General features: G+C 59.7%; 22 protein-coding genes and 1 pseudogene. 14 read left to right on the top strand and 9 right to left on the bottom strand.

Going from position 1 to position 23,598, the window contains the following annotated elements:
- Positions 1-81 precede the first annotated feature (81 nt).
- A pseudogene (locus AC1Q67_RS23270) lies at positions 82-2,004 on the bottom strand (efflux RND transporter permease subunit); the annotation flags it as partial.
- A gap of 1 nt (position 2,005) precedes the next feature.
- On the opposite strand from AC1Q67_RS23270, the gene AC1Q67_RS23275 reads away from it, so the two are divergent.
- The 8 genes from AC1Q67_RS23275 (at position 2,006) to AC1Q67_RS23310 (ending at position 10,659) form a co-directional block, all read left to right on the top strand.
- Positions 2,006-3,676 carry a copper-translocating P-type ATPase gene (locus AC1Q67_RS23275; RefSeq protein ID WP_492238171.1) on the top strand — a complete coding sequence of 557 codons (1,671 nt, stop codon included), beginning with the start codon at positions 2,006-2,008 and terminating at the stop codon, positions 3,674-3,676.
- A gap of 11 nt (positions 3,677-3,687) precedes the next feature.
- A complete protein-coding gene (gene cueR, locus AC1Q67_RS23280; protein ID WP_492237564.1) occupies positions 3,688-4,179 on the top strand; it encodes a Cu(I)-responsive transcriptional regulator in 492 nt (163 codons plus the stop codon).
- Between the two features lie 796 nt (positions 4,180-4,975).
- Positions 4,976-5,098 (top strand): copper-binding protein, encoded by a 123-nt coding sequence (locus AC1Q67_RS23285; RefSeq protein ID WP_492237565.1) that lies wholly within the window; start codon positions 4,976-4,978, stop codon positions 5,096-5,098.
- Between the two features lie 153 nt (positions 5,099-5,251).
- Positions 5,252-5,941: a c-type cytochrome gene (locus AC1Q67_RS23290; protein ID WP_492237566.1), complete on the top strand. Its 690-nt coding sequence runs from the start codon at positions 5,252-5,254 to the stop codon at positions 5,939-5,941.
- Between the two features lie 42 nt (positions 5,942-5,983).
- Positions 5,984-6,478 (top strand): DUF305 domain-containing protein, encoded by a 495-nt coding sequence (locus AC1Q67_RS23295; RefSeq protein WP_492237567.1) that lies wholly within the window; start codon positions 5,984-5,986, stop codon positions 6,476-6,478.
- A gap of 194 nt (positions 6,479-6,672) precedes the next feature.
- A complete protein-coding gene (locus tag AC1Q67_RS23300) occupies positions 6,673-8,523 on the top strand; it encodes a copper resistance system multicopper oxidase (RefSeq protein ID WP_492237568.1) in 1,851 nt (616 codons plus the stop codon).
- Positions 8,520-9,539 (top strand): copper resistance protein B, encoded by a 1,020-nt coding sequence (locus tag AC1Q67_RS23305; protein WP_492237569.1) that lies wholly within the window; start codon positions 8,520-8,522, stop codon positions 9,537-9,539. The genes AC1Q67_RS23300 and AC1Q67_RS23305 overlap by 4 nt, the downstream gene beginning before the upstream one ends.
- Before the next feature lie 391 nt (positions 9,540-9,930).
- On the top strand, positions 9,931-10,659 hold the full coding sequence (locus tag AC1Q67_RS23310; RefSeq protein ID WP_492237570.1) for a helix-turn-helix transcriptional regulator: 729 nt from the start codon (positions 9,931-9,933) through the stop codon (positions 10,657-10,659).
- Positions 10,660-10,669: 10 nt separating this feature from the next.
- Here the strand turns inward: AC1Q67_RS23310 and AC1Q67_RS23315 are convergent, their stop codons facing one another.
- Positions 10,670-11,923, bottom strand: coding sequence for a relaxase/mobilization nuclease domain-containing protein (locus tag AC1Q67_RS23315; RefSeq protein ID WP_492237571.1), 1,254 nt, complete (start codon positions 11,921-11,923; stop codon positions 10,670-10,672).
- Between AC1Q67_RS23315 and AC1Q67_RS23320 the strand changes: the two genes are divergently transcribed.
- Positions 11,924-12,745, top strand: coding sequence for a hypothetical protein (locus AC1Q67_RS23320; protein WP_492237572.1), 822 nt, complete (start codon positions 11,924-11,926; stop codon positions 12,743-12,745). It begins immediately after the preceding gene.
- A 269-nt stretch (positions 12,746-13,014) separates the two neighbouring features.
- On the opposite strand, the gene AC1Q67_RS23325 is transcribed toward AC1Q67_RS23320, so the two are convergent.
- Complete coding sequence (locus tag AC1Q67_RS23325; protein WP_492237573.1) at positions 13,015-13,440, bottom strand: hypothetical protein; 426 nt, start codon at positions 13,438-13,440, stop codon at positions 13,015-13,017.
- Between the two features lie 198 nt (positions 13,441-13,638).
- Between AC1Q67_RS23325 and AC1Q67_RS23330 the strand changes: the two genes are divergently transcribed.
- The 3 genes from AC1Q67_RS23330 (at position 13,639) to AC1Q67_RS23340 (ending at position 15,145) form a co-directional block, all read left to right on the top strand.
- Positions 13,639-13,908: a hypothetical protein gene (locus AC1Q67_RS23330; RefSeq protein ID WP_492237574.1), complete on the top strand. Its 270-nt coding sequence runs from the start codon at positions 13,639-13,641 to the stop codon at positions 13,906-13,908.
- Between the two features lie 128 nt (positions 13,909-14,036).
- Complete coding sequence (locus AC1Q67_RS23335; RefSeq protein ID WP_002719025.1) at positions 14,037-14,735, top strand: ParA family protein; 699 nt, start codon at positions 14,037-14,039, stop codon at positions 14,733-14,735.
- On the top strand, positions 14,732-15,145 hold the full coding sequence (locus AC1Q67_RS23340; protein ID WP_002719024.1) for a hypothetical protein: 414 nt from the start codon (positions 14,732-14,734) through the stop codon (positions 15,143-15,145). The genes AC1Q67_RS23335 and AC1Q67_RS23340 overlap by 4 nt, the downstream gene beginning before the upstream one ends.
- Before the next feature lie 80 nt (positions 15,146-15,225).
- Here AC1Q67_RS23340 and repC (AC1Q67_RS23345) read toward each other — a convergent pair whose 3' ends face one another.
- On the bottom strand, positions 15,226-16,458 hold the full coding sequence (gene repC / locus AC1Q67_RS23345) for a plasmid replication protein RepC (protein ID WP_040308457.1): 1,233 nt from the start codon (positions 16,456-16,458) through the stop codon (positions 15,226-15,228).
- Positions 16,459-16,774: 316 nt separating this feature from the next.
- On the opposite strand from repC (AC1Q67_RS23345), the gene AC1Q67_RS23350 reads away from it, so the two are divergent.
- Both AC1Q67_RS23350 and AC1Q67_RS23355 read left to right on the top strand, forming a co-directional pair.
- A complete protein-coding gene (locus tag AC1Q67_RS23350) occupies positions 16,775-17,086 on the top strand; it encodes a helix-turn-helix domain-containing protein (protein WP_002719022.1) in 312 nt (103 codons plus the stop codon).
- Positions 17,083-17,568 (top strand): helix-turn-helix domain-containing protein, encoded by a 486-nt coding sequence (locus AC1Q67_RS23355; protein ID WP_002719021.1) that lies wholly within the window; start codon positions 17,083-17,085, stop codon positions 17,566-17,568. The genes AC1Q67_RS23350 and AC1Q67_RS23355 overlap by 4 nt, the downstream gene beginning before the upstream one ends.
- 59 nt (positions 17,569-17,627) lie before the next feature.
- Here AC1Q67_RS23355 and AC1Q67_RS23360 read toward each other — a convergent pair whose 3' ends face one another.
- From AC1Q67_RS23360 to AC1Q67_RS23380, 5 genes are all read right to left on the bottom strand, one after another.
- The gene (locus tag AC1Q67_RS23360; RefSeq protein WP_002719020.1) at positions 17,628-17,960 is read right to left on the bottom strand and encodes a single-stranded DNA-binding protein; all 333 of its coding nucleotides are present in this window, start codon (positions 17,958-17,960) and stop codon (positions 17,628-17,630) included.
- 618 nt (positions 17,961-18,578) lie between these two features.
- Positions 18,579-19,811: a plasmid replication protein RepC gene (repC, locus tag AC1Q67_RS23365; protein WP_044403887.1), complete on the bottom strand. Its 1,233-nt coding sequence runs from the start codon at positions 19,809-19,811 to the stop codon at positions 18,579-18,581.
- A gap of 193 nt (positions 19,812-20,004) precedes the next feature.
- Positions 20,005-20,988: a plasmid partitioning protein RepB gene (gene repB, locus AC1Q67_RS23370; RefSeq protein WP_492237575.1), complete on the bottom strand. Its 984-nt coding sequence runs from the start codon at positions 20,986-20,988 to the stop codon at positions 20,005-20,007.
- Entirely contained in the window at positions 20,985-22,208 is a 1,224-nt protein-coding gene (repA, locus tag AC1Q67_RS23375; protein WP_024584969.1) for a plasmid partitioning protein RepA, read from the bottom strand. Before repA ends, repB begins: the two co-directional genes overlap by 4 nt.
- Before the next feature lie 205 nt (positions 22,209-22,413).
- Positions 22,414-23,586 (bottom strand): site-specific integrase, encoded by a 1,173-nt coding sequence (locus tag AC1Q67_RS23380; protein WP_492237576.1) that lies wholly within the window; start codon positions 23,584-23,586, stop codon positions 22,414-22,416.
- Positions 23,587-23,598: the final 12 nt, after the last annotated feature.

Here is a 23,598-nt window from a genome sequence, read left to right on the forward strand (position 1 = left end):
GACGAGGGCGACAACACCGAAAAGACCCGTGCCCCACATCATCCCGCCGCCCATCATGTCCTGCATCATCATATTCTCCACTCACTCGGCAGCCTCCCGAAGAGGCTCAGGGTCGATTTCCTCATCCAAGCCTAAGACCAGCTTGGCCAGCAGTCGCCACCCCTTGATCAGTCCGTAAATGGCCGGAATCACCACCAAGGTGAGCACGGTCGACGACATCATTCCGCCAATCATCGGAACGGCGATACGCTGCATGACCTCCGAGCCGGTGCCGGTGCTCCAGAGGATCGGCACGAGGCCCGCCATGATGGCAACAACCGTCATCATCTTCGGCCGCACACGCTCCACAGCTCCGAGCATGATGGCCTGGTGCAGGTCGGCCCGGGTAAACGGCCGGCCTTCTCGTACACGGTTATCCTTCACTTCCGCCATCGCCTGCTCGAGATAGATTAGCATGACGACGCCGGTCTCCGCGGCGACGCCGGCGAGCGCAATAAAGCCGACCGCAACCGCAACCGACATGTTGAAGCCAAGCCACCACATCAGCCACACGCCGCCGACAAGGGCGAAGGGCAAGGAAGGCATCACGATGAGCGTCTCCGTGAGCTTGCGGAAGTTCAGGAAAAGCAGGAGGAAAATGATGAGTAGCGTCACCGGCACGACGATCTTCATTCGCGCCTCTGCTCGTTGCAGATACTCGAACTGCCCGCTCCAGCCGATGGAGTAACCGGATGGCAGCTTGATCGTCGCGGCAACAGCCTTTTGAGCGTCGGCGACATAACCGCCGAGGTCGCGTCCGTTGATGTCGACATAGATATAGGTTGTGAGCTGACCATTCTCCGTGCGGATCGATGTCGCGCCGCGGGTAAGCTGCACCTTGGCGATCTCGCCTAATGGTACGGCGCCGCCGCCAGGGAGCGGCACCTCGACGTCCGTTGCGATCGCCTGCGGGTTCGATCGCAAGTCGCGTGGGTAGCGGATCGTCACGCCGTACCGTTCGCGTCCTTCGACTGTCGTGGTGACGGTCTGCCCGCCAAGCGCCGTTGCAATGACATCCTGGACATCGCCAATGGCGAGGCCATAGCGGCCGAGCGCCTCACGGTCCGGAACGATATCAAGATAATAGCCGCCGATGACGCGCTCAGCATAGGCGCTCGATGTACCGGGCACGGTTCTTAGAACGGCTTCGACCTGGCGCGCGATCTTCTCCATCTCGCCGAGGTCGGTGCCGAAGACTTTGACGCCGACTGGCGTGCGGATACCGGTCGCGAGCATGTCGATACGAGCACGAATCGGCATGGTCCAGGCATTCGACACACCAGGGAACTGCAACGCTTTGTCCATCTCACCCTTGAGGCTATCGATGGTGACACCGGATCGCCATTGCTCCTTCGACTTGAGGTTGATAATCGTCTCGAACATTTCCGTAGGGGCCGGATCGGTCGCCGTCGCTGCGCGCCCGGCCTTGCCATAGACGGACTCCACTTCCGGGAACGACTTTATGATGCGGTCTTGCATTTGCAGAAGTTCGGCTGCCTTCGTCACCGAGATGCCCGGCAGCGTCGTCGGCATGTACATCAGCGTGCCTTCATTAAGGCTTGGCATGAACTCGGAGCCGAGCTGACGCGCCGGCCAAATGCTGACCACGAGGGCAGCCAATGCCAGAACGATCGTAAGGGTCTTCGCCTTGAGTACGCCGCGGATGACCGGCCGGTAGACCCAGATCAGGAACCTGTTGATCGGATTCTTGTGCTCCGGAATGATCCGGCCACGGACAAAAATCACCATGAGCGCCGGCACCAGCGTCACGGAGAGCAACGCAGCCGCGGCCATCGAAAAGGTCTTGGTGAAGGCGAGCGGACCGAACATTCGGCCTTCCTGCGATTCCAATGTGAAGATCGGCAGAAACGAAACAGTGATCACGAGGAGACTGAAGAACAGCGCCGGGCCGACCTCGCTGGCCGCATCGATGAGGATTTGCACGCGTGATTTCGAGGCGGCCGCCGTGGTAATCGCTCTCGTCATGATGGGCAGATGGCTGGAAGCGCGTGCAAAGCGCTCGACCACGACCGCGCTCCGCGCCCTCATGTCGCTTAGGCCGGAGCGTGCCCGCGTGGAGCGCGACGGCAGTGAGGTTGAGTTGCCGGTCACTGCGGTCGCACGTGGGGATTTCATCGTGGTACGCCCCGGAGAACGCCTGCCCGTCGATGGCAAGATCCTCACCGGCACGAGCGAGATCGACGAAAGTCTTATCACTGGAGAAAGCCTTCCAGTTGCGAAAACGACAGGAGATGCTGTGACGGGCGGCTCGATCAACGGAAGCGGATTCCTCCGCATAGAAACGACCACCGTCGGCGCTGATTCCACGTTGTCCCGCATTATCGCGCTCGTCGAAGGCGCGCAGCTGAAAAAAGCGCCGATACAGCGACTCGTCGACCGGGTCGCAGCGATCTTCGTGCCGATGGTGCTCGCCGTTGCGCTCGTTGCCTTTCTCGGTTGGTGGTTTATGACCGGCGATCTTGGGCCGGCGATCCTTGCCGCCGTCTCCGTCATGGTGATTGCCTGCCCCTGTTCGCTCGGACTTGCGACCCCCACGGCACTGATGGTCGGGACTGGCGCGGCGGCGCGCGCCGGCATCCTCATCCGAGACGCCGAGGCGCTGGAACAGGCGCGCCGGCTCGACACTGTAATCTTCGACAAGACAGGTACCGTGATGGAGGGGCGGCCTGCCGTCACCGACATCGTTGCCAACGGCATCTCCAGACAGGACCTCCTGATAGCGGCGGCGGCGGCTCAGACCGGAAGCGAACACCCTCTTGCCCGCGCCATATTGGCCGAGGCCGAAGGGCTGAAGCTCCCTCGTCTGGAAGATTTCCGAAATCACACCGGCATGGGCCTCGTCGCGCGGGTCGGAGGTCGTCCGATTGCTATCGGTAGTCGGCGGCTGATGGCAAAACATGGAGTTTCAATCGGCGGGCAATCGGATGTGGCGGAGCGACTCGAAGCGCTTGGCCGCACGGTCATGTGGGTTGCAGGCGTTGACGCTGAGCCAACGCTTATCGGGCTCATCGCCGTCGCCGACCCGATCAAACAGACGGCACGCGAAGCGGTCGCTCGCCTGCAGAAACTCGGAATAGCGACGGTGCTGCTCACTGGAGACAACGAGCGTACCGCAGCCGCCGTTGCGCATGCGATCGGCATCACCGAGGTAAAGGCGGGTGTTCTCCCGGCAGAAAAAGCCGCCGAAGTGGAGCGGCTCCAGGCCGCCGGCCGGCATGTCGGCATGGTCGGCGACGGTATCAACGACGCGCCGGCTCTTGCCGCCGCCGATGTCGGAATTGCCATGGGCACAGGCACCGACGTGGCCATGCAGACGGCCGGAATCACGTTGATGCGCGGCGACCCTCGGCTTGTAGCCGACGCGATCGCAGTGAGCCGCGCCACCTATCGCAAGATCCGGCAAGGTCTGTTTTGGGCTTTCGTTTATAATGTGGTCGGTATGCCACTGGCCGCCTTCGGTCTTCTGAGCCCGATGATCGCGGGTGCCGTTATGGCGCTGTCGTCGGTGAGCGTTGTGAGCAATGCGCTGCTGCTTCGAAGCTGGCGCCCGGCAACCGCGGGCCCGAGTTTTTTGCCGCGCAGTTCTTCGCGTCTCGCCGATGCGCCTGCGGAATAGGGAGTTTTGTCATGGAGCTGGTGACGATCGGAGAGGCCGCAACTCTCTCTGGCCTGCCCCCCAAGACCATCCGTTACTACGAGGAGATCGGTCTTCTAAAGCCGTCTGCGCGAGGCGCCAACAATTATCGTGCTTATGACAAGAAGAGCATCGACTTCCTGCGCTTCATTGGCCGCGCCCGAGGCCTCGGGTTCTCACTTCCGGAGGTGCAGGAACTTATTGCTCTCTACCGCGACCGCTCGCGCCCCAGCCGGGAGGTCAAAACTATCGCACTGCGGCGTATTCAGGATATCGAACACAAGATTGCCGAGCTTGCCTCCATGCGGGATACCCTCCGTCAGTTGGCTGAAAAATGCCGCGGCGATCACAGACCTGAATGCCCCATTCTCGACCGGTTGGCGCCCCGAACTTCTGTCGCGGTCACGCCTGGCCTCAGAGGAACATCAAAAGGCGGAAGAGACTCGGGTCACTCCGGGGTCCGGCGGCCTTTTGGAGACAAGTGAGAATTGTTGCCATCGCACAACATGGTTTGGGTTCCGTCTTACTAAGCCGCAGACGCCCTTGTTCGGCCCAAATTGCGAAGTTAGAATTATGTGTTAATGTCGGGCCATTCCAACGCGAACCGAGCGAATGCTGAGCAAGATAACCAAAGGGATACGGCTTCGCGCGGCGTTGACATTCGCCTTAGTGTACACGCTCTGCGTAGTCGCGCCCCCGCTTGCGCTTGCTTTTTCCGACGGCACAGTTGCGGCCCATTGTTTGACAGAGGATCACGGCGTTTCGACCGAACATGCATTTGATGTCCATGACCGATCAGACGTTCACGTCAATACTGTAGCTGACGAGCACGCCGACGCGGTTGCTCCAAGTCACAATGAGAAAAAGCACGACCACCACTCGGGTACGTGCTGCGGTTTATTTTGTCATGCCGCTGCTCCCAATGTTCAAATTAACTTCGGCAGCGAGCGCGTTTCCGGATCGCTAGTTCTTCCAGCCCTTTGCGAGCATCTCGCTGGCCGCGGTCCGGACCGCGTTAGCCGCCCTCCGATCACCCTCTAAATCGCTTGAAGTAGCTCGTGGCCTCGGCTGCGTGACCTGAGATCAACCGATTCAGAGAGGGCTCTATTTATGCCTTCGCTATTGCTGGCGGGAGCCACCACCAACAGGTGGCGGCGGTGAACGTCGTGTCAGCCACTGATCGAACCGCACATCCGCGCCGATGCGCACCTTCGGCATGGCCAAGGGCGGCATCTTCACGGTCACGAAGAACCGCGACGGTCTTCCGGCCCCGATTAAGCAATGACGAGGGTCTACCGCGTCAACGATCCGTCGATGCTCAAATCGGACACGGTCGGCGACAAAGTAAAATTCGAGCTCGATCAGGATGCAGGAAATTGCGTCGTGACCAAGATGCAAAAATAGACAAAGAGTGTGCAGCCCCAAACCCTCGAGCGATTGTTAGTTTGGATTCGAATACGGCACGGGCAACACTCAGTGCGTTCATCACGTCGTCCCGGCAGTCAACGACGAGCTTCGGCCGGATATGGTCGATGTCTTGCTCAAGAGAGATAAGCAATGAAGCAACAGGTCAAACACCACAGTATCACAGTTATCACTACAATTATCGTTCTGGCTGTGGCAACGGGACTTTTTGTCTATTCTGGACTCTACAACATCGGTGCCGATGACCCCCATACCAAGCCCGTGTTTTCGTTGATCCAAACGCTGCGCAACAGATCGATCGACATGCGCGCAGCGTCCCTCGCGGTGCCTAACCTCGATGACTCGCAAACGATCCTGAAAGGCGCCGGCCAGTACGCGGCAATGTGTACGGGATGCCATCTCACGCCCGGAAACAAGGATTCGGAAATTCGTCCCGGGCTCTACCCGAAGCCGCCAGATCTCTCGCAAGCCAGGATTGACCCGAGGGCCGCATTCTGGGTCATCAAGCACGGCATCAAGATGAGCGCCATGCCGGCTTGGGGTGGCAGCCACGATGACGAGACGATCTGGAGCATGGTCGCATTCTTACAGAAGCTGCCAGAGCTGACGCCTGATCAATACAAGGAACTCGTCGCAAAGGCGCCACCGGACGACGACATGCCGATGAAGGATGGGGACAATCATGTGCATAAATCTCCTGGATCGGACGATGCGGGGCACGAGCATGGTGGATCAGGTCATTCGGACCACGGCGCTTCCACCGAAAGCCATCCGCCAGGTCCGGTTCAGAACGATCGACAGAGCCCTCGCCAAGCAAAGTGATCGGGCACAACAGCGCGTACTTTTTTAGTAAGGAGATGCCCAATGCGGATGTACGTCAAATTTGCCGCGATGATCGCGACGGCCACGGTCGTCATGTACGGCCTGATGTACCTTAACAATTTTGCTCTGGCGCATGTGCGATACAGTCAAACAAGAGTTTGGATGGCGCTTCTGATGGGCGCAGTCATGGCCACAATCATGTTGGCTTATATGTTTCAGATGTATTCCAACAAGCGCGTGAACCTCGCGATCCTTGCCGCCAGCGGCGTCGTCTTTGCACTTTCGCTTTGGCTGGTCAGAAGCCAGGAGACTGTTTCAGATATCGATTACATGAGAGCAATGATCCCTCATCACTCCATCGCCATTATGACGAGCAGTCGGGCGCACATTCGCGACCCTCGGGTTCGCAAATTGGCCGATGGAATCATCGAAGCTCAGGTTCGGGAGATTGGTGAAATGAACCAGCTTATTGCGGACCTTCAGAAGACCCCGGCACCGGCAAATGCCCCGGATTTGCCGCCCAGGAGGGCTCAGTGATGCAAAATATGTTCGCTACGATTGTGGTTTCGGCTGAGGCGGCGAACCGATGCTTGCACCTTCGTGGCCCGCTGAATCGGGCCACAACCGTTATGCCATTTTCATCCTCTGAACGAGCTGAGCGGCTGATGACGACAAGCACGCACTTAGACACTCAAAACGCTAGATGGACCGGCATCAAGGAGGGCTTCTAAATGAAGGTCGACCGACGTCAACTTTTGCAACAGGCGGTCGCATTGACCGGAGGAGGATTAGTTTCTTCCCTAATGCCAGCGTGGGCGCAGAGCAGGACCTCGCTCTACAGAGGCGACTTGCCGTCAGTTTCAGGTCGAGAGATTGACCTAACGATTGAACGCGCAACATGGTCGATCGATGGTCAGCCAGGCTCGTCCATTACCTTGAACGGCACACTCCCGGGACCCATTATTCGACTGAAAGAAGGGCAGCGAGTTACCCTTCGTGTGCACAATCGGATGGATGAGAGTACCTCGGTCCATTGGCATGGAATGCTCGTACCATTTCAGATGGACGGCGTTCCTGGCGTCACATTTCCGGGCATCCCGCCGCGTAGCACCTTCGTGTATGAATTTTTGGTAAAGCAAAGCGGCACTTATTGGTATCACAGCCACACTGGATTTCAGGAGCAGGAAGGACTCTACGGCCCCATCGTCATCGAGCCGAAGGAGAGAGAGCCGTTTGCATTTGATCGCGACTACGTTGTGATGCTCTCGGATTTCACGTTTATGTCTCCGAAATTAGTCTTTGTAAAACTGAAACAAGAGGGGGGCGTCTTTAACTACCAGCATCAAACGCTTGCCGGTCTTCTCGCGGGAAAAGACAAAACTCTGCAAGAGCGCCTAGAGTGGGCGAAGATGCGAATGGATCCTACCGACGTTAGTGACGTCACGGGTGCGATCTACAAATTTCTCATCAACGGACATGGTCCGGAGGATAACTGGACTGGGCTTTTCCGCCCTGGAGAGCGCGTGCGATTGAGATTCATCAACGCCGGCGCCCAGATGGTCTTCAACGTCCGCGTTCCAGGTTTGCCGCTGACGGTCATTTCCGCCGACGGACAATTGGTACGTCCCGTCGTCGTAGACGAGTTTCAGATCGGCAATGCCGAAACCTATGACGTGATTGTGCATCCGAGGCACGATCGCGCCTACACCATTGTTTCGGAAGCGATCGACCGTTCAGGTATGGGACGGGCAACACTCGCTCCACGACCAGGCATGACTGCCCCCGTTCCGCCTCTTCGCGAGCGGCCATTGAGCACCATGAAAGACATGGGCATGGACATGGCTGCGATGAAGATGGGCGGCATGCAGGCGGACGGTATGTCGGGTAGTGGAGCTGCGATGGCAGGCATGTCTGATATGGGAGGCCACTCCAGCATGAAAGGAATGCACGGCCAAGCGGCCGCTCCGCCCGGTATGGCTCCTCCGAAACCACGTGGCTCAGATGCCATGGGCGATATGCCCGAGATGAACATGCGAGATCCCAAAAACGCGCCACAGGTCAAACTAGGCCCCGGTGTTCAGTCCATTGCGCCGATGCCGCAAGATCGGACCGGCGAACCAGGCAAGGGACTGGAGAGCGTCGGACACCGCGTATTGGTTTACAAAGACTTAATCGCACTGAAGAGCAATTCGGACAAGCGACGGCCAACTCGTGCACTCGAAATCCGTCTTACCGGCAATATGGAAAGATTTATGTGGGGCTTCGACGGTCAGAAATTTAGCGAAGCTACCAAACCTTACACATTTAGACGAGGCGAACGCGTTCGCGTCACACTCGTCAACGACACGATGATGCTGCACCCAATTCACCTACACGGACATTTTTTTGAAGTCATCAACGGCGCTCCTCCCAACTTCGGACCACGGAAACACACCGTGAATGTGCAGCCCGGCGGCAAGGTCAGTTTCGATCTCACCGCCGAACAGGGAGACTGGGCGTTTCATTGCCACATGCTTTATCACATGCACGGCGGGATGTTCCAAGTCTTCAGCGTACGGCCGATTGACGGAGAGCGCGCATGAAACAGATTGTCCCCTTTGCTCTCTTTTCGCTTATCTCGGCGGCGCCCGCGCTGGCGCAGATGGATCATTCTTCAATGCCCGGCATGAGTATGCCCGGAATGACCATGCCTAGTCGCAAGCCCGTCAAAGCGGACAAAGCTGCACCGAAGAAGCGAGAAACGGATTCTGCCAAGTCAGCGACACGGAGGTTTCCGAAGCGCCCACCCGCAGATCACAAAATGAATATGCATGGAATGAAAATGCCGCCAGCGGCTACTGCGCGCCATGCTGAACCGGATATTCCGACAACACCTCCTCCACCACCGCCACGCTATTCTGCTGCTGACCTGTATTTCGATCCAGCAGCGATGGCCGCAGCGCGAGAAGAGGCCCGACGTGAAAACGGCGGCGGCATTGCCTGGCGCGCGTTTGCAAATCTTTTGGAGTATCAACCGGGCTCGGCCGGAGGTTACCGATGGGATGGAGAGGCCTGGATTGGTGGCGATATTAACCGGTTCGTTTTAAAGAGCGAAGGCGAAGGCTCGCGGCGTGACGGTCTGGAAAATGCTGAAGTTCAAGCACTCTATTCAAGAGCAGTCGGCGTTTATACAGATTTGCAATTTGGAGTCCGGTACGACTTTGCTCCGACACCTTCCCGTACATATGCGACGGTCGGCTTCGAGAGCTTGGCGCCCTACTGGTTCCAGGTAACAGGGGCACTCTTTCTTTCGAATAAAGGAGAGCTGATGGCGCGTCTCGAAGGGACGCACGACCTTTATCTGACGCAACGTTTCGTGCTGCAACCGCGAGTCGAGTTGAATTTCGCGGCTCAGAATTCGCCGGAAATTAAGGTCGGGTCGGGACTGTCGACGGCAGAGGTCGGCCTGCGGTTGCGTTATGAGATTCGGCGAGAGTTTGCACCTTACATCGGCGTCTCTTACAGCCAAAAGGCAGGAGCAACCGCCGACTTCGCCAGGGCTGAAGGTAAGGATCCCGGGCAAGTCCGTTTTGTGACGGGACTGCGAGTATGGTTTTGATCTGTGCGGATAGTCGCTGCGCCGGCTCGCTTCGGCGCAGCGACTTCATAAGTCGTTTGCGCGGGCTTTGTGGAAGATTAAGAGCTTTAGGAACGCTCCAACCGAGAAAGCAAGAAAAACGACAGATGGTAGGGAGACTGCCATGAGACATGAATGGACATTCGTAGCTGGTGTAGGACTGCTTGCTTTAACGAGCGCACCAACCTTCGCCGCCTGTTCGCATGCGCTCTATATACCCAGCCCGGTATCTCTGGATAAGAGCCGACGGAGCTTTCGAGTCCTTAGGATCAACACGAGTTGAGGAATACATGCATACGATCTCGCTCGAGAGTCGGCGTGGCATACTACCACATGCGATATTGCGGCAACGAGCCGTGTCGACGGGTGACGATTGAAAGAACGGTTTGACCATACTTGGCGGTTTATTGAAGCCGTGGAACGCGTGCCGACGCCGGACGCCATCGAAGGTTGTCTTTTGGAATTAGCAGAAAACTTTGGCTTTACGGCAATATTCGGCGGTATCGTTCCGATCAAACGGATGCCGCAGGCCGAAGTTTGTTCACGAATTTTATTTCAGCATTTCCCCAACGAATGGGCCAATAGGTATAACCGCAAGGGTTATGTATTTCGCGATCCAATCGTTCATCGCCTCCACTACGATAAGATGCCTTTCAGCTGGAGCGATGCCTATAGATCATGCTCCCGCGCTGGCGACGTTGCACTGATCCAAGGAGAGGCTTCGGAGTTTGGCTTGCGGCACGGTTACGTGATTCCTATTTCAATGATCGACGGAGCTCTCACGGCAGTTTCGTTCGGAGGTTCCAGCATCCATTGCAGCGCGGCGGATCTGTCCGTGCTGAATTTTGCGGCAAGCTACGCCGTTGGTAGCTGTCTCCATCATGCGGAATCGCGGCGGCGCCAGCGCCACCAGCTCACTGCACGAGAGTACGATTGCTTACTCTGGGCTGGCGAAGGAAAGACCGATTGGGAGATTTCCGTAATTCTTGGAATCTCGCGCTCTACGGTATTGAAGCATATCCTTGCCGCCCGTGAGAAGCTTGGCGCCGTCAACAAAGCACACGCGATTGCAAAAGCTATTCGCACCAAGCTCATGAGCTGATCTCAGTCGACTATTTCATCCGCTGAGCCTTAATGGTTTCCGCCATAGCGCGTTCCGTCTCAAGCTCCCGCACGATTTGTTCCTGTTCCGCACGAAGCTTCGCCAAGGCGTCGGTCTGGATCAATGCTTTCGGCAACGGCTGCGCCGGTTGTTCCGCGATCGCCCGCGCTGCCTCGACCGCCGCGGCCGCTTCGCGAGCTTCGCGAGCCGCCGATTGTTGTGAGCCGCTGACGATGGCCCTTTCCGACTGCAGCTCCCTCTGCGAAGCAGGATCAATGCCCCCGCCAGCCTCCTGCCGCCGCTCGGCGTCGATTGCGCGACTCGCGAGATGTTCAGCGGAGGTCGCCTCACGCTCTTCCTTGATCCGCACCTCCTGTGCATGTTCGATAAGGCGATCGGCATTGACGCCAACGACGGCCTCGACGTCGGCCCGACTGAGCTGCTGTACGCCTGTTTCCTGCATTCGTTGTAGATCAATCCGATTGGCGAGCGTTTCGAGATAATGTCCCGATGTCTCCCGGAATGGCTGCTTGGTCTCGCCATCCAGGAGGTCGCTGGTGCGGGAAACCGCGTCGTTCATAAGCCGGAGATCCTTTACCATTTGCTGCGATGTGATTGGCATCTCGCCCTCCCTGGTCAAAAACTCCACACGCTTGCCGATTGTATGAAGAATGGCCCCAACTGTCTGCGCCATCAACAGCCGTTCGAGCATATCCTTTGCCACGCTGTTTGATGGCTGCTCTACCGTGACCGCCTTCCAGGCAACGACGCTCTCGTTCACGACCTTGCGGTCGGGCGCCGTCATCGGTACGCGGATAGGGTTCGTTTTCGCCGTCCGGATCCGCTGCCGGGCGTTGTCGATAAGACGTTGGTTGGCGGGATCCGCGGCATAGGCGCGATCGCGGGCTTCGCGCGCCGGACGCGGCCGATCGGCCGCTTCGACGATTGCCTTGTCCTTCGGGCCATAACTTTGCGACGAAGCTCGCTCTTTCGCCGAGGTGGCGACAATCTTCAGGCCCTGCGCCTGCGCATGCTTTGCGTAGACCTCGCGCCACTCCGCAAAAGTGTCCCGATTGGGATGGATCTTCTGGCCGGATTCGTTCTTCACGGTGATGACGGCGTGAGCGTGGATGTGCCCGGAAGATTCCTTATCCGTGTGAACGCCAAACATGAACTTGTGATCGGCAAAGCGGTCGTGCAGGAAGGCGCGAGCTGCGTCGCTCAAGGCCGCCACATCAGTTCCGGCCTTCGCCGAAATGATCATGTGCATGGTATCGCGCGCGGATTGCGATCGAAGCGACGGCCCCCATTCGCGGGCGGAAATCCGCGCATCCGCCACGTTGGACAGGCTCTTCCCGCGATCGTCGGTCGCCGGACCCTGCTCAATCAGCTTGTTGAGCCTGTAGGTGACGCCATCGCGGCCATGGCTCGTCGCCGCGGGCCGAATGACCACAGTATCCGCATCAATGCCTGTGGCCGCTGCGATCCTGGCACGAACCGCGGCATCCGAAACAGAATCGAGACGGCGTGGTCTGGCGTCGTATTCCTGATCGGCGGCCTGAGCCTCTCGAATGCGGAATCGCTCCTTGCCGCTCCCGGCCATGGCCGCGACAACGTGCGCCTCGAGCTGTCCCTTATCGTCGACATCGATGCGGGTCCCGTGACGATGTCCGGAGAACGCGGACGCGATCGCCTTCTCGTAAATCGCTCGGCCTTCGGTGTTATCTGCAACACCTGCAACCTTGAGACGGAATGCGCCGACGTCTTGGCTTTCCGCGCGATTCGAAAACTCGGTCGACCAGGCCTTCATCTCGTCGGCCACGGCCTCCCGGTCCGTCAACAGTCGCCCGTCATGGGTCTCAAGCGTAACATCCTCGCGCTGCACATACTGACCGGTCGCCGTGGCGCGCGCGGCACCGCGCGCATAAGAAACCACCTTGATGACGGCAGGCTGGTAGCCAGCAGCGAGCTGCCGGGCTCGACCAAGAGGACCGCCCTGCCCTCCCCCGGCCGAGTTCATTCCGGCTCCGCCAGAGCCGGCGCTGAATCCCCCGGAGATCGGGTCCCGCGCCCCACGCGAAGGTGAGGCCCGTGGGCCTGCGCCAGCACCTCCGCTCGCGGCCGGGATCGCGCGAACCCGCTCCTCATCCCGCTCGCCCGTGATTGTCGCGCCGCGAATGATGTCTTGTGCCGGCGGCGTCTTGGGAAGCGGCGCGACGTGTACTCGCCGTGCGCGGACGTTGTCGTCCAACCCGCCCGGCCGGCGCGGCCGACGACGTTCCGCGCGCGCCTCCGCGACTGCCCGACGCGCCGCCTCGACCTGTTCAAGCCACCAGACGATCTGTGCGGCACGGCTCATGTCAATTCCTCGCCTGAGATCTCCGCCGGCAGCGCGAGCTTGGCCTCGCGACGTAATTTCGACCCGTAGGCGACCGTCATCTCGGTCAGTTCGTCGTTGATCGCCGCGACGACCTCGTGCAGCCCTCGCCACACCGGCTCGGTGTCTTCGATGCGAACGGCTTGGCCGCGGTGAATCGCCTTGACGACTTGCGCGAGATTGCGGCCGACCATGCGCACCTGGCTCGCCAAATCCACAACAGCGCGCGTGCTTTCGGCCGACAATGCGGGGCCTGCTTGGACGGAGGCGCGGATCAGCCGACGCACCACCTCGGCTTTCGGCAAGCCAAACAACACGACGGCCTCCTGCAGACGCTGCTCGTCTGTCTCGGAGAGCTCGGTCCGAAGTCTCGGCTTGCGTCTCAGTGCTGCGGAGCCAGCCATCCGCGTCCCCACTCTCTTCCCGGTTGAGCGGCTCGTCGGTCGTCAGACCGAAGCCGAATACGCCGAGCGTTCCCTCAGGACGCCGGCGTCGCGCGCTAGCGCCCTTCGGCTGCGTCCAGCAGCCGTTCCCCGGTTTGGCCCACAAACCGGTATCTTGTCAACCAATATCTAATACACTGAATGTTAGACACTCAGCGCATGAAGGCGCTTGCGTCCAAAAAAAGCTGTCCGAATGAACTCTCCAACCTTCTGGCGCGCAGTGCCATCCACAAGCTCCTGATTGCGGCAATACCGCAATCCGTCAATGCCGCGTTTCGCCATGTCGTGATGGCCAGAGCAACGACATGCCGGAATACCGCAATTCGGCAAGACGGTAACCCCGGACAACGGGAATGCCTCAACACCGTAACAACCTCATCCGACATCCCGGCAACGCGGCATCACCGCATTCGCGAAATCACCGATTAACGAACCAGTGCATTGCGACAAAACCGCAATCACGATCTATCGAAAAGAGATATTGCGTGATTGCCGCAAGTTCATTATGTTGTATGTTGTCATTCCGCCGACGGAGCTCACCGCCTAAGGAGGACCAAGTGCCGAGCATCTTCGCCGTGGCAAACCCGAAAGGCGGAAGCGGCAAGACGACCGTCGCGATCATCCTCGCCGGCGAGTTCGCCAAGCACGGTTACTCGGTCGCCATTGTCGATGCCGATCCGCAGGGGTCCTCTTACCAATGGCATGCGTCATCGGTCGCGCGGGGCTTGAGCCCGCAGGGCGTCGACCTCGTGCGCGCGCCTGATGAAAAGGCTCTCGCCCAGGCGATCGATCGGCTGGACGGCTATGACGTCGTCGTCGTCGACACCCCCGGCTATTATGGCGATGTCTTGATCCAGTCGGCGCTCCGCGCCGACCTCGTTGTCCTTCCTTGCAAGGTTCACACCTTCGACGCTTCCCAGGTCGTGCGCACCATCCGCAATCTCGAACAGCATGCTGCCAGCTCAAAGCTGCCGATGAGCCAGCATCGTGTTCTGTTCAACGAATACGACAGCCTCGACCGCAACACCCGGCCCCTGAAGGAGGTCGTCGCCTATCTCGATGCAGAAAAAGTTCCCGTTTGCGCCAACGCGCTGTACCGGCGCGTCACCTATCGCACCATGACAAGCGGACACGGCACGTTGTACCAGATGAGCGACAAGGACGAATCGGTCCGCAAGGCCCGTTACAACGCCGATCAGGTCGTCCGCGAATTGCTCGCTGCAAGCCAAGGTGCCGACCAGGGCGACGCCGCATGACGGATCCCGACTCTGCACAGAAACCGGATCGCCCCGCCCTGCCCCGCGACGCCTTCCGCGCTCATCGCGTGAACACGGCGCCGATCGATACCCCCGCGGCAAAGCCGGTCGTGGTAACACCCGCCTATGAAGATCAGGTCGCTGCGCCAGCAGCACATCCGACCTCGACGGAAAGCGCGTCGACCCGCAAGCCATCACGCCCTCAGAAAGCCCGCGATCGAAATCCATTCGATGTCTACGGCGAACGATCCTCATCTCGGCCTTACGCGTTGCGCTTCCCCGATGCGATCGACCTTGTGGTCCGTCAAATGGCCGCCGAGGAGCGAACACAGCCGCTTCGAATCATCGACCGCATAGTTTACGACCACCTCAAACGGATCGGCCGGCTGCCGCCGTCGCACGAAACCTGACAGAGATGTCCGCGCTGAGGCCGCATGTTCGCGGCCACGCGACGCACCAAATGAGGGAAGCGACACAAGCAGGATCACCTTTACGAAAAGTCGTCCGGGAAGGAAGATGAGGGTGGGTCTCTGTCACGGGCAGCTTGCCCTTGCCGCCGAAGCGCCATCAGCATCGGCCAGACTGAGAATTTGCCCGCTGCGGCGCGCCGGGCCAGGATTCGGAGATAGCCTCCTGGATTCTTGATGGCGTTGCCCCGTTGCAGAATGGCCGAGAGCACTACACTGGCTTGTCCATCGCCCATTGCGATGCGGGCTTCCTCCCAGGCGCTTGGACTAATGCCGAGCATGGAACGAACGGTGGATGCGGTCGTAATGAGATCCTGCGGCGTGCGGATGCCACTGCGCGCATAGTCGACGATGTCGGGACAGAGTTCGACCACCATGCGAATAGGGATTGCGCTGGCCGTTCGAGCGTTGCTGGGGTCAGCCATCTCATGGGCGCCCGGTGCCGGGTCAGGTTCGGATGAACTAGGCTCCTCCGGGCCTGAGTTCTGAGTCCGATCGGCCGATGAAATTGGCGGGACGGGCTCGATCGGATCAAGGTGTTGTTCGAGAGCTTTGACGATCGCTTTTGCCAAGCTCACTAGTTCGACAACGATGGGCTCAAGAATCTCACATTTCGGGACGCGAGGAAGCCGGGTCAGGATCTCTCGGAACGTCCGATGATAGGAGGCCCAATCGGCGGCGACACCCTGCTCCACACCAGTCGCAATCATCTTGGCGATGTCACGCCGCGCCAAGGTCATCCGTTCGCGAAGAATGCCGAGCGCCTGGCGCTTGGCGATGGCGGCTTCGGCCGCGGCAGCGAATTCGTCGGATCGGGCCACGATCGGTCCGAGATCGAAGCCAAACGCCTGTTCGATATCGCCGGAAGGCGTCTTGCGTGCGTAGCGTTTGCCATTCGGACTATCCCTTCGGAGAACGAGTCCGTGATCGACAAGCGCCGCAAGATGGCGGCGCAAGGTCGAGGCTGCCATCCCATGCGCGCGCAAGGCAAGAAGCCGATTTGAGGGAAACACGACCAGATCGGTCGCGCCGGCAGTCAATACTGTGTCGGGATGAAACGAGAGCAGTGCGTTCAAAACCATAAGCGCGCGATCGGAGATGGCGAGCGATGCCCGCGCCTCACAGATGTTTCGGAACACCTGCCATTTGTGCGCGGGCTTGCCCTCGGGGAATTCTCTCACGCCGCGTTGCGCCTCGACGGTACTGAGCGACAGCGGTCGCCGCCCAAACGGCGTAATCGGATTTTGGTCAAGCATCTCCATTCGCGTCCTCTCGTTAGCGAGAGCGCGGGCAAACAAAGACCGTGGCGTAAAAACGCGAGTCCCCTTGAACTGTCGGATGGCGCGGGCTAAAATGCCTCTATGCGATAGGGGCATTGTTGGCGATTGGCGTCGCCAGCCCGTTCATCCTCATGAGAGACCCGGCTCTGCCGGGTTTTTCTTTGTCCGAACGCACCTCTCTTGGTTGAATCGAATCCGTCTATTATATTGAATGTTGACCGGCCGTCCAACATGGAGGCTTGACCGGCGGAGCGGCGGAACCGTTTGCGTTTGGAACTGCGAGGAATCAGCGATGGGTGAGAAGTGTTGCCGCCGAAAGGCAGCTCACGCAGCGCAAGGCAGCACCTTGCGGAGTGCGTTCCACGCAGGATTGGAAGCGCTCAGGCTGGAATCGGGGCTGAGCCGGCGGGAATTCGCGGAGCGGCTTGGCATTCCGCGATCGAGTTATTTCCACTTGATGACATCGGCAGCCAATCCCAGCCTCGATTACATCGAGCTCATAGCCGAGCGGGCGGGTATCGACCCGCTGAGATTGCTTCACCGGCAGGTTAGCCCCACGGCCGGACGCCGCGCGGACATCAGGGATACTCGGGCGGCAAGATGAGTCGTTTCAAAGATTTGCCTGTAAAATTCTCCAACGTCCAATATACTGGACCTCGGGCTTGGTGTATGTTCCCCGGCGTTTCTCCCGGTGGACCCGAAAGCCAACCTACCATGTCACCAGTCCGCAAACCCCAGGCGACCGATCATTCTGTTCTGAGTGAAATGCTTGCAGCCCGGCTCCAGCAACTCGAAATCGAGAACGGTGGGACGGAACGCTTCCAGCGAAAGCTAGGCCTTGCGCGCGGCACCTACTACACGATGGTGCGTGGTAGAGGAAATCCGACGCTCCGAACCATCGAACGCATCGCATCGAGCCTCAATATGAGTGTATTCGAATTGCTTGGCTTCAACGATACCGATGCCCGTCGTGCGCTGAATAAAAGCGGTATCGATTACGATGAGTTGGTTTCCGCAATCGAAAAGAAAAATCAAGCCGAGCGTAGCCTTGCGCGTCAGACGCGATCACGCAAATTGCCATACTGAAATTAGCACAACCGGAAGGCGGAAAGCGGCGGGGAGGCCAAAACCTCCCCGCCGATCCGCTATGCGGCGACGCGCTCGCTGGCTTGCGCCAGCCGGCCCAACTCCAGACCGATGAGATCGACGGTGTAAACCCGCTGGCCGTCGCGCTCAAAGCTGTTCTGCCGAAGTCGCCCGCGGACGTGGACCAAGTCTCCCTTGCTGATGTGCTCGTTCACGTAAGACTGGATCGCCTTTGTGAAGATTGTGACCTCGTTCCAGTGCGCGTCGTCCTTCCACTGACCTTTGTCGTCCTTGAACGGGTAGTTGGCGCAGATGCTGACGCGAACAGTCTTGCCGACCTGCTTGATGGTTCCGACCCGACCGATGAGAGTGAATTCGGCGATATTGCGCATTATCTTTCTCCATCTTGTGGGGCTGTGCCCCGTTGCGATGGCGATCCGTTCATGGCCGGGAAGACGAAACAGAGCCGGAGCCGCCAGAGGCGAGCGGAGGGCAAGCGCAGCGCTGCGCCCCGGCCGGAGCCACGAATTTTGGCGCTGCAGGCGCATGCGCGAGGAATGCTGGTCGGGGTCCCCGCTTGCGGGGGAAACCGGCAGGGGAAAATTCTTGGCTCCAGGGGCCGACGTGCCGTCGACGGCCATAGGAATCCAGCCATGCAACCGGGAGCGACAGCCCGAACAGGGGAAAGATCTGCGATCGTCGCCAGCGCCCGGATCTTCGGCGGACGGATCAAAAGGGACGGCCATGTGATCGTTGCGGCGTTTCGCACATTTGCCGACGGACGACATTTCGGAAGCGCCGACCTGTCCTGACGAGTACGATCGTCTTGGCGATTCCCAGGATGCGTGCGGCCCGCGCGGAGAGACCGAGCACTGCGGAACGGCCGCGCAGTTTCAGTTTTCCGCGACCCCCGGGGCGCTCGATCACCTGCTCGCAGCCAAGTGCGTCCATGGCTAAAGCTCAAGAATGCCAGGCAAAGCGAGGAGGTGAAGATGAGGTCGACCATTACGTCACGCCCGCCGCTTTTCGTTGAGGTGCGAATTGATCTGCGACATCAAAATCGGGCCGAGCGAGAACTCTCCGGCCTCCGCTTTTCGAGTCAAACCGCGCAGGTAACCGCCGGCGGACCTGATCGCCGTGCCACGCTGCAGAATGCACGCGACAACAATCGCAGCCGGCGTCTCACCGAGGATCGTTTGCGCCTCCTCCCAGGCACTCGGACTAATTCCGAGCATCGATCGAACCACGGCGGCGGTGGCGAGGAAATCCCGCCAGTTCGAAATCCCGCCCTTGGCGTAATCGACAATATCGGGGCAGGCGCTCAGCACCATTCCCAACGGATAGGTCCCTTCCGCCACCCTCGGTGCTTGGGGTGTTGGCTCAGCCCTCGCCGCCCTGCCTTCTCGAAGGCTAGGTTCAAGATCAATAAGGGGGTCTGTATTTGAATTCTGTATGTGGCGCTCAGAATGGGACTCATTGGCGCTAGGATTCTTGGTTTTGATATGTGTTTCCAGAAGATTGAGCACATCATCGGCAAGCTGTGACAGCTCTTCGGCGATCGGCTCGAGTTCTTGCCGCGTTGCCGTGCGCGGAATCTGGTCGATGATCGAGCGGAAGGCGGCGTGGACCTCCTGCCAATCGGCCGGCCCCTGCCCTCCCCTACGGGTCGGGACGCCTTCCTCGATACCGGTTGCGATCATCTTGCCTATATCGCGCCGGCACAGCGTGATCCGCTCACGGACGAGCTTTAGCGCCCGCGCTTCTGCCTCAATGTCCGCCGCCAGGCTCTCGAATTCCTCCGATCGGACAACCAGTGGCGAGATATCGAAGCCGAAGGCCAGCTCGATCTCGCCGGCGCTGCCCTTGCGAGCATAGCGCTTGCCGTTTGGACTATCGCGCCGAACGACCAAGCCAGCATCGACGAGTACAGCAAGGTGACGCCGCAATGTCGATGCCGGCATCCCATGCGCCCGCAGCGACAACTGATAATTCGACGGGAAGACGATCAGATCGTCCTCTCCCGTGAGCGCGGTCTCAGGATGGAAGGTGAGAAGCGCGTTCAAAACCGAGAGCGAACGCTCGGACACACCCAGCCGCGGCCGCGCCGTGCAGATGGCGTGAAAGATCTTCCATTTGTGTACGACCTTCTCGGGTGGCCGCGTGGTGGCCACCATTTGGCTTGCCACGTGGGCAAGCGTCAGTGATCGCCGCCCAAAGGGCGTCGTTGGAGCGTGTGACTGCATGTCTTTGCCTCTTCAGGGCAAAGGAAATCGGCTCGCCAAAACGACGCCGTCTCTCACGAGACACTTGACTGCGATTCGCGGAAGTGATTCTCTGTCAGTCGCCAAACAGACGAGAGAGGGCTTCCGGACGGAAACGTTTGGGGGCCTTTTCTTTTGCCGCTATGAATCCTTCTTCGTATTGCGGGAACGCGGCTTACACATCGGCGCGGCGTCGAAACGCCGCGTAGATTTCGGGTAGCTGTTCAATCAGGTAAGATCCGAAAGCGGGCGCTGATTTCTCTTCGATCGTGAATTGAAGGCGATCTTTTCCCTGCACGATCTGCACGAAGGGGGCGCCAGTATCTGACTTGATGACCTGTTTGGTCTTTTTGGCCTGACGAGGTGACAGTGCCTTGAGGGCCCGGGCGAAGCGCGAGTCGCTTTCAAGAGCATCGAAGCCAGGTGACACGATCGCTTGGCGCCATCTGTCGCCGGTCTTTGGGAGAAGTTCTGCCAACTGTTCCCACCGAGGCCGGCCAACCTTTGGGGCCGGACCGATGGCGACGATGAGCTCTTCTGGGACGCTGCGCGCGACCGTGATCATGGTCGACAGATTGCCCTTGTGGACCGCCAAGGCCGCCGTCAACGCTGACCGAGCGAACCCGTGATCCTCAAGCCGCGCTGCGAAGAGCGCGCGCTCGATGAAAGAGAGATCGCGCCTTTCGAGGTTCTCTCGGCCCTGGGCCACCACGAGTTGCTCGTCGCTCAGGTGTTTGACAATGGCCTTAACTGGTCGGCCAAGGCGCTGCAGCGCTTCTAGTCGCCGATGCCCATACGCAACTTGATATCGACCCTCCGTTTGAGGGCTCGGTCTCACCAGAATCGGGACTTGTTGCCCATGTTCAGCAATGCTGGCCTGAAAGGCCTCAAACTCCGCAGCCTTCGCATCGTCCAACCGGTCGCGAATAAAGGATGGATCGATCAGCGCGGGATCGAGCTCCACCACGTGATCTCCACCAGCGAGTTGCTCACGTAGGGCTCTCGCTTCGTCGGCATCCTGCGATAGGCTCTGCAGAGAGAGTCCCATAGCCTTAAGCGATCCCGATTTGACCGGGGTGCGAGTTTGCCGGTCATCGGATGATGGCTGCGCGGTGATTGGGGCCATCATGGCTTTGAGCGCGTCACGTCGCTTGTTCACACCGCCCTCCCCCATGCCTCTTTGACAAGATTCTCGATCTCGGCATGCGCGCCATCGAGGGATTCAAGAGCGCGGTCGTAGGTGCTTCGAACGAAATTCTCGCGGCCGACTTCGTACAGCGTTTGTTTGGTCAACCCCGCGTCTGAGATAGCCGTTGACTTCAAAATTGCGGTCGTAAGGACACGCTCGCCGAACAGGCTGCGCATGAGCCCAACGATTTGGCCCTGGGGACCATCGGTGGGCTCAAAACGCGTAATCACGTAACGAAAGAAATCGTAATCGGCGTCGCCGCCGGCTTGCTCGACCACATCGAGAAGACTCGCAGTCATGTGCAAGAACTGCGACATCGACGCGACGTCGAGCATCTGAGGATGGATCGTCACCAAAACACTGCGAGCGGCACATAGCGCGGAGAGCGTGAGAAAACCTAGAGATGGCGGGCAGTCGAGAATGACGACGTCATAGTTGTCTTCAACTGACGCGAGTGCACTTGCGATGCGCGAGAAAAACATGCGCTCGGAGCCGCGGTTGCGTTCGGCCAGGACTTTTGGCGTATCGTGCTCGAACTCCTGGAGCTCGAGATTGCCCGGAACGATATCGAGGCCCGAGAAATAGGTTTTCCGGATAATCTCGGACAACGGTCGGCGAGCGTCATCGTAGCGGATTGCGCCATACAGCGTTTCGTTTTCTTGGAGATCAAATTCTGGCTGGAGGCCGAATAAGGCAGAGAGCGATGCTTGAGGATCAAGATCAATCGCCAGAGTGCGATAGCCCCTCATCGCGAAGTGTTGCGCCACGTGGGCGGCGGTCGTGGTTTTGCCAGAGCCGCCCTTGAAATTCGTGACAGCGATGACCTGGAGATGCTCACCCTCGCGACGGTTCGGGGCGTAGCTCTGTTTGGTCTTCGCAAGCGTGCGTCGGATTTCGTGCACTTGCTCCAATGAAAATAGGCGGCGCCCACGAGCCGTCTTTTCTGCCTCAGGGGCGTCGCCGGCGAGTGAGAGATGGCGAATATAGGCGTCGGTAACGCCGATCAGCTTTGCTGCTTCGCCGGAGGTGAATTTGCGGAGCTCTTTCAGAGACGACGGTGGAAACGCGCGGAGCCGCAACTCCTTGAGCTGGGCGCTAAGAAGATCGGCATCCGACTCCACAAGCCGCGTTAGAGAGCGGACTTTCTTGCCGGTTCGGTGGCTGGCATCATTTGCTGCTAGAGCCGTCATATACGCTCGGTATCCAAATTTTCCACGTTGAGCGTAAATTCGGCGACTTCTCCGAGTCGGTCAAGCAAATAAGGGTTAACGGAAATTAACCACTTGGCCCAGCCGAAGTGTTCTCAGCTGAGAACTTCAACTCGCCGCTGGCAGTTCTCAGCTGAGAACTGCCATGTGCGGGCAAGGCCTGCCGCTGGTCGGGGCCCATGGTGCATCAGAGAATCAAGCGCGCTGCCCGTCCCAACGATCGTTCTGCCTCATTGTAATAGCTGGCGGCTTGTTGCACCGACCGATGCTGCGACTGCTGCATCGCCTCGGGCAACGCGACGCCCTGGCGCGCCGCCTCCGTCAGATACCCCGACCTCAGCCCATGCGCCGAAAACTCCCTCGGCTCCAGGCCAGCCATCGCGCAGCGCCGCTTGACGATCAGGTTGATTGATTGCGGCGTCAGCGCCCGCTCGTCTAGTGCTTCCCAGCGATCGATGGCGCGGAAGATCGGTCCCTTGGCGACGTCGGCGCGCTCGAGCCATTCGCGCAGCGCTTCGACCGGAGGCCCGACCAAAAGCACCCTCCCCGCCTCGTCCGCGACGCCCGTTTTGGTCCGGCCGAGCTGGATCGCCACACACGGCAAAGATGGGGAATGCGGATCCTTGGGGTCGAGCGGCACCGCGGGCTCGTCGGTGACCTGCTCGACGCGAAGCCGCGCCACCTCGCTGCGGCGCCTTCCGCCGGAGGCGAAGGCCAGAAGCAGGATCGCGAGATCGCGGGTGTCGACAAGCCGGTCTGTGCGGCAGGTCGCGAGCAGTCGATCAAGGATATCCCGGGTCACTGCCCGCTTGCTCTTGCGCTGCCGGGGCCGCACGCTGGCCCGGACCGCGAGCCGCAAGGCCGCCCGAAGACTGGGGGCCTGGAACGGACCCTCCTGCCCTTTCCAGCGATGCAGCGTTCCCCAATTCGCGAGCCGCCGCTTGACCGTCGATGGCGCGTGCGGCCCGTCGCTGCGAAGCAGCAAGGCCCCCCGCAGCTCCGTTGCGACCTCGGCCGGCATGCCGTGTTGCGGATCGGCTTCGCGCGCGGCCGGATCCCAGAGGTGATGCGCCACGTATTTCAGGGCCAGGCTTTCCGGCGCCGGCCACGGCAGCGGCGCGCCCGTCGCGGCCATCGCCCAGCCCTCGAGGTACGCCAGGTCGGAGGCCAGCGCCCGCAGGGTGTTCTCGCCCATGCCCTCGCGCGCGAGATGCTTCAGGGTCGCGACGTCATCGTCGGTGAGAAGTTCGGCGAGCCGATCGCGCCGCTCCATCGGCAGGATCGCCGAGAGCGCGTCTAGCTGGAGCGCGCGCCGGGTTTCGGGATCGGAGACCAGCGCACGGGAGGTGATGTCGTCCATCGGCGTAATCCC

This window comes from Afipia sp. GW823-FHT06G09 (assembly GCF_058794875.1).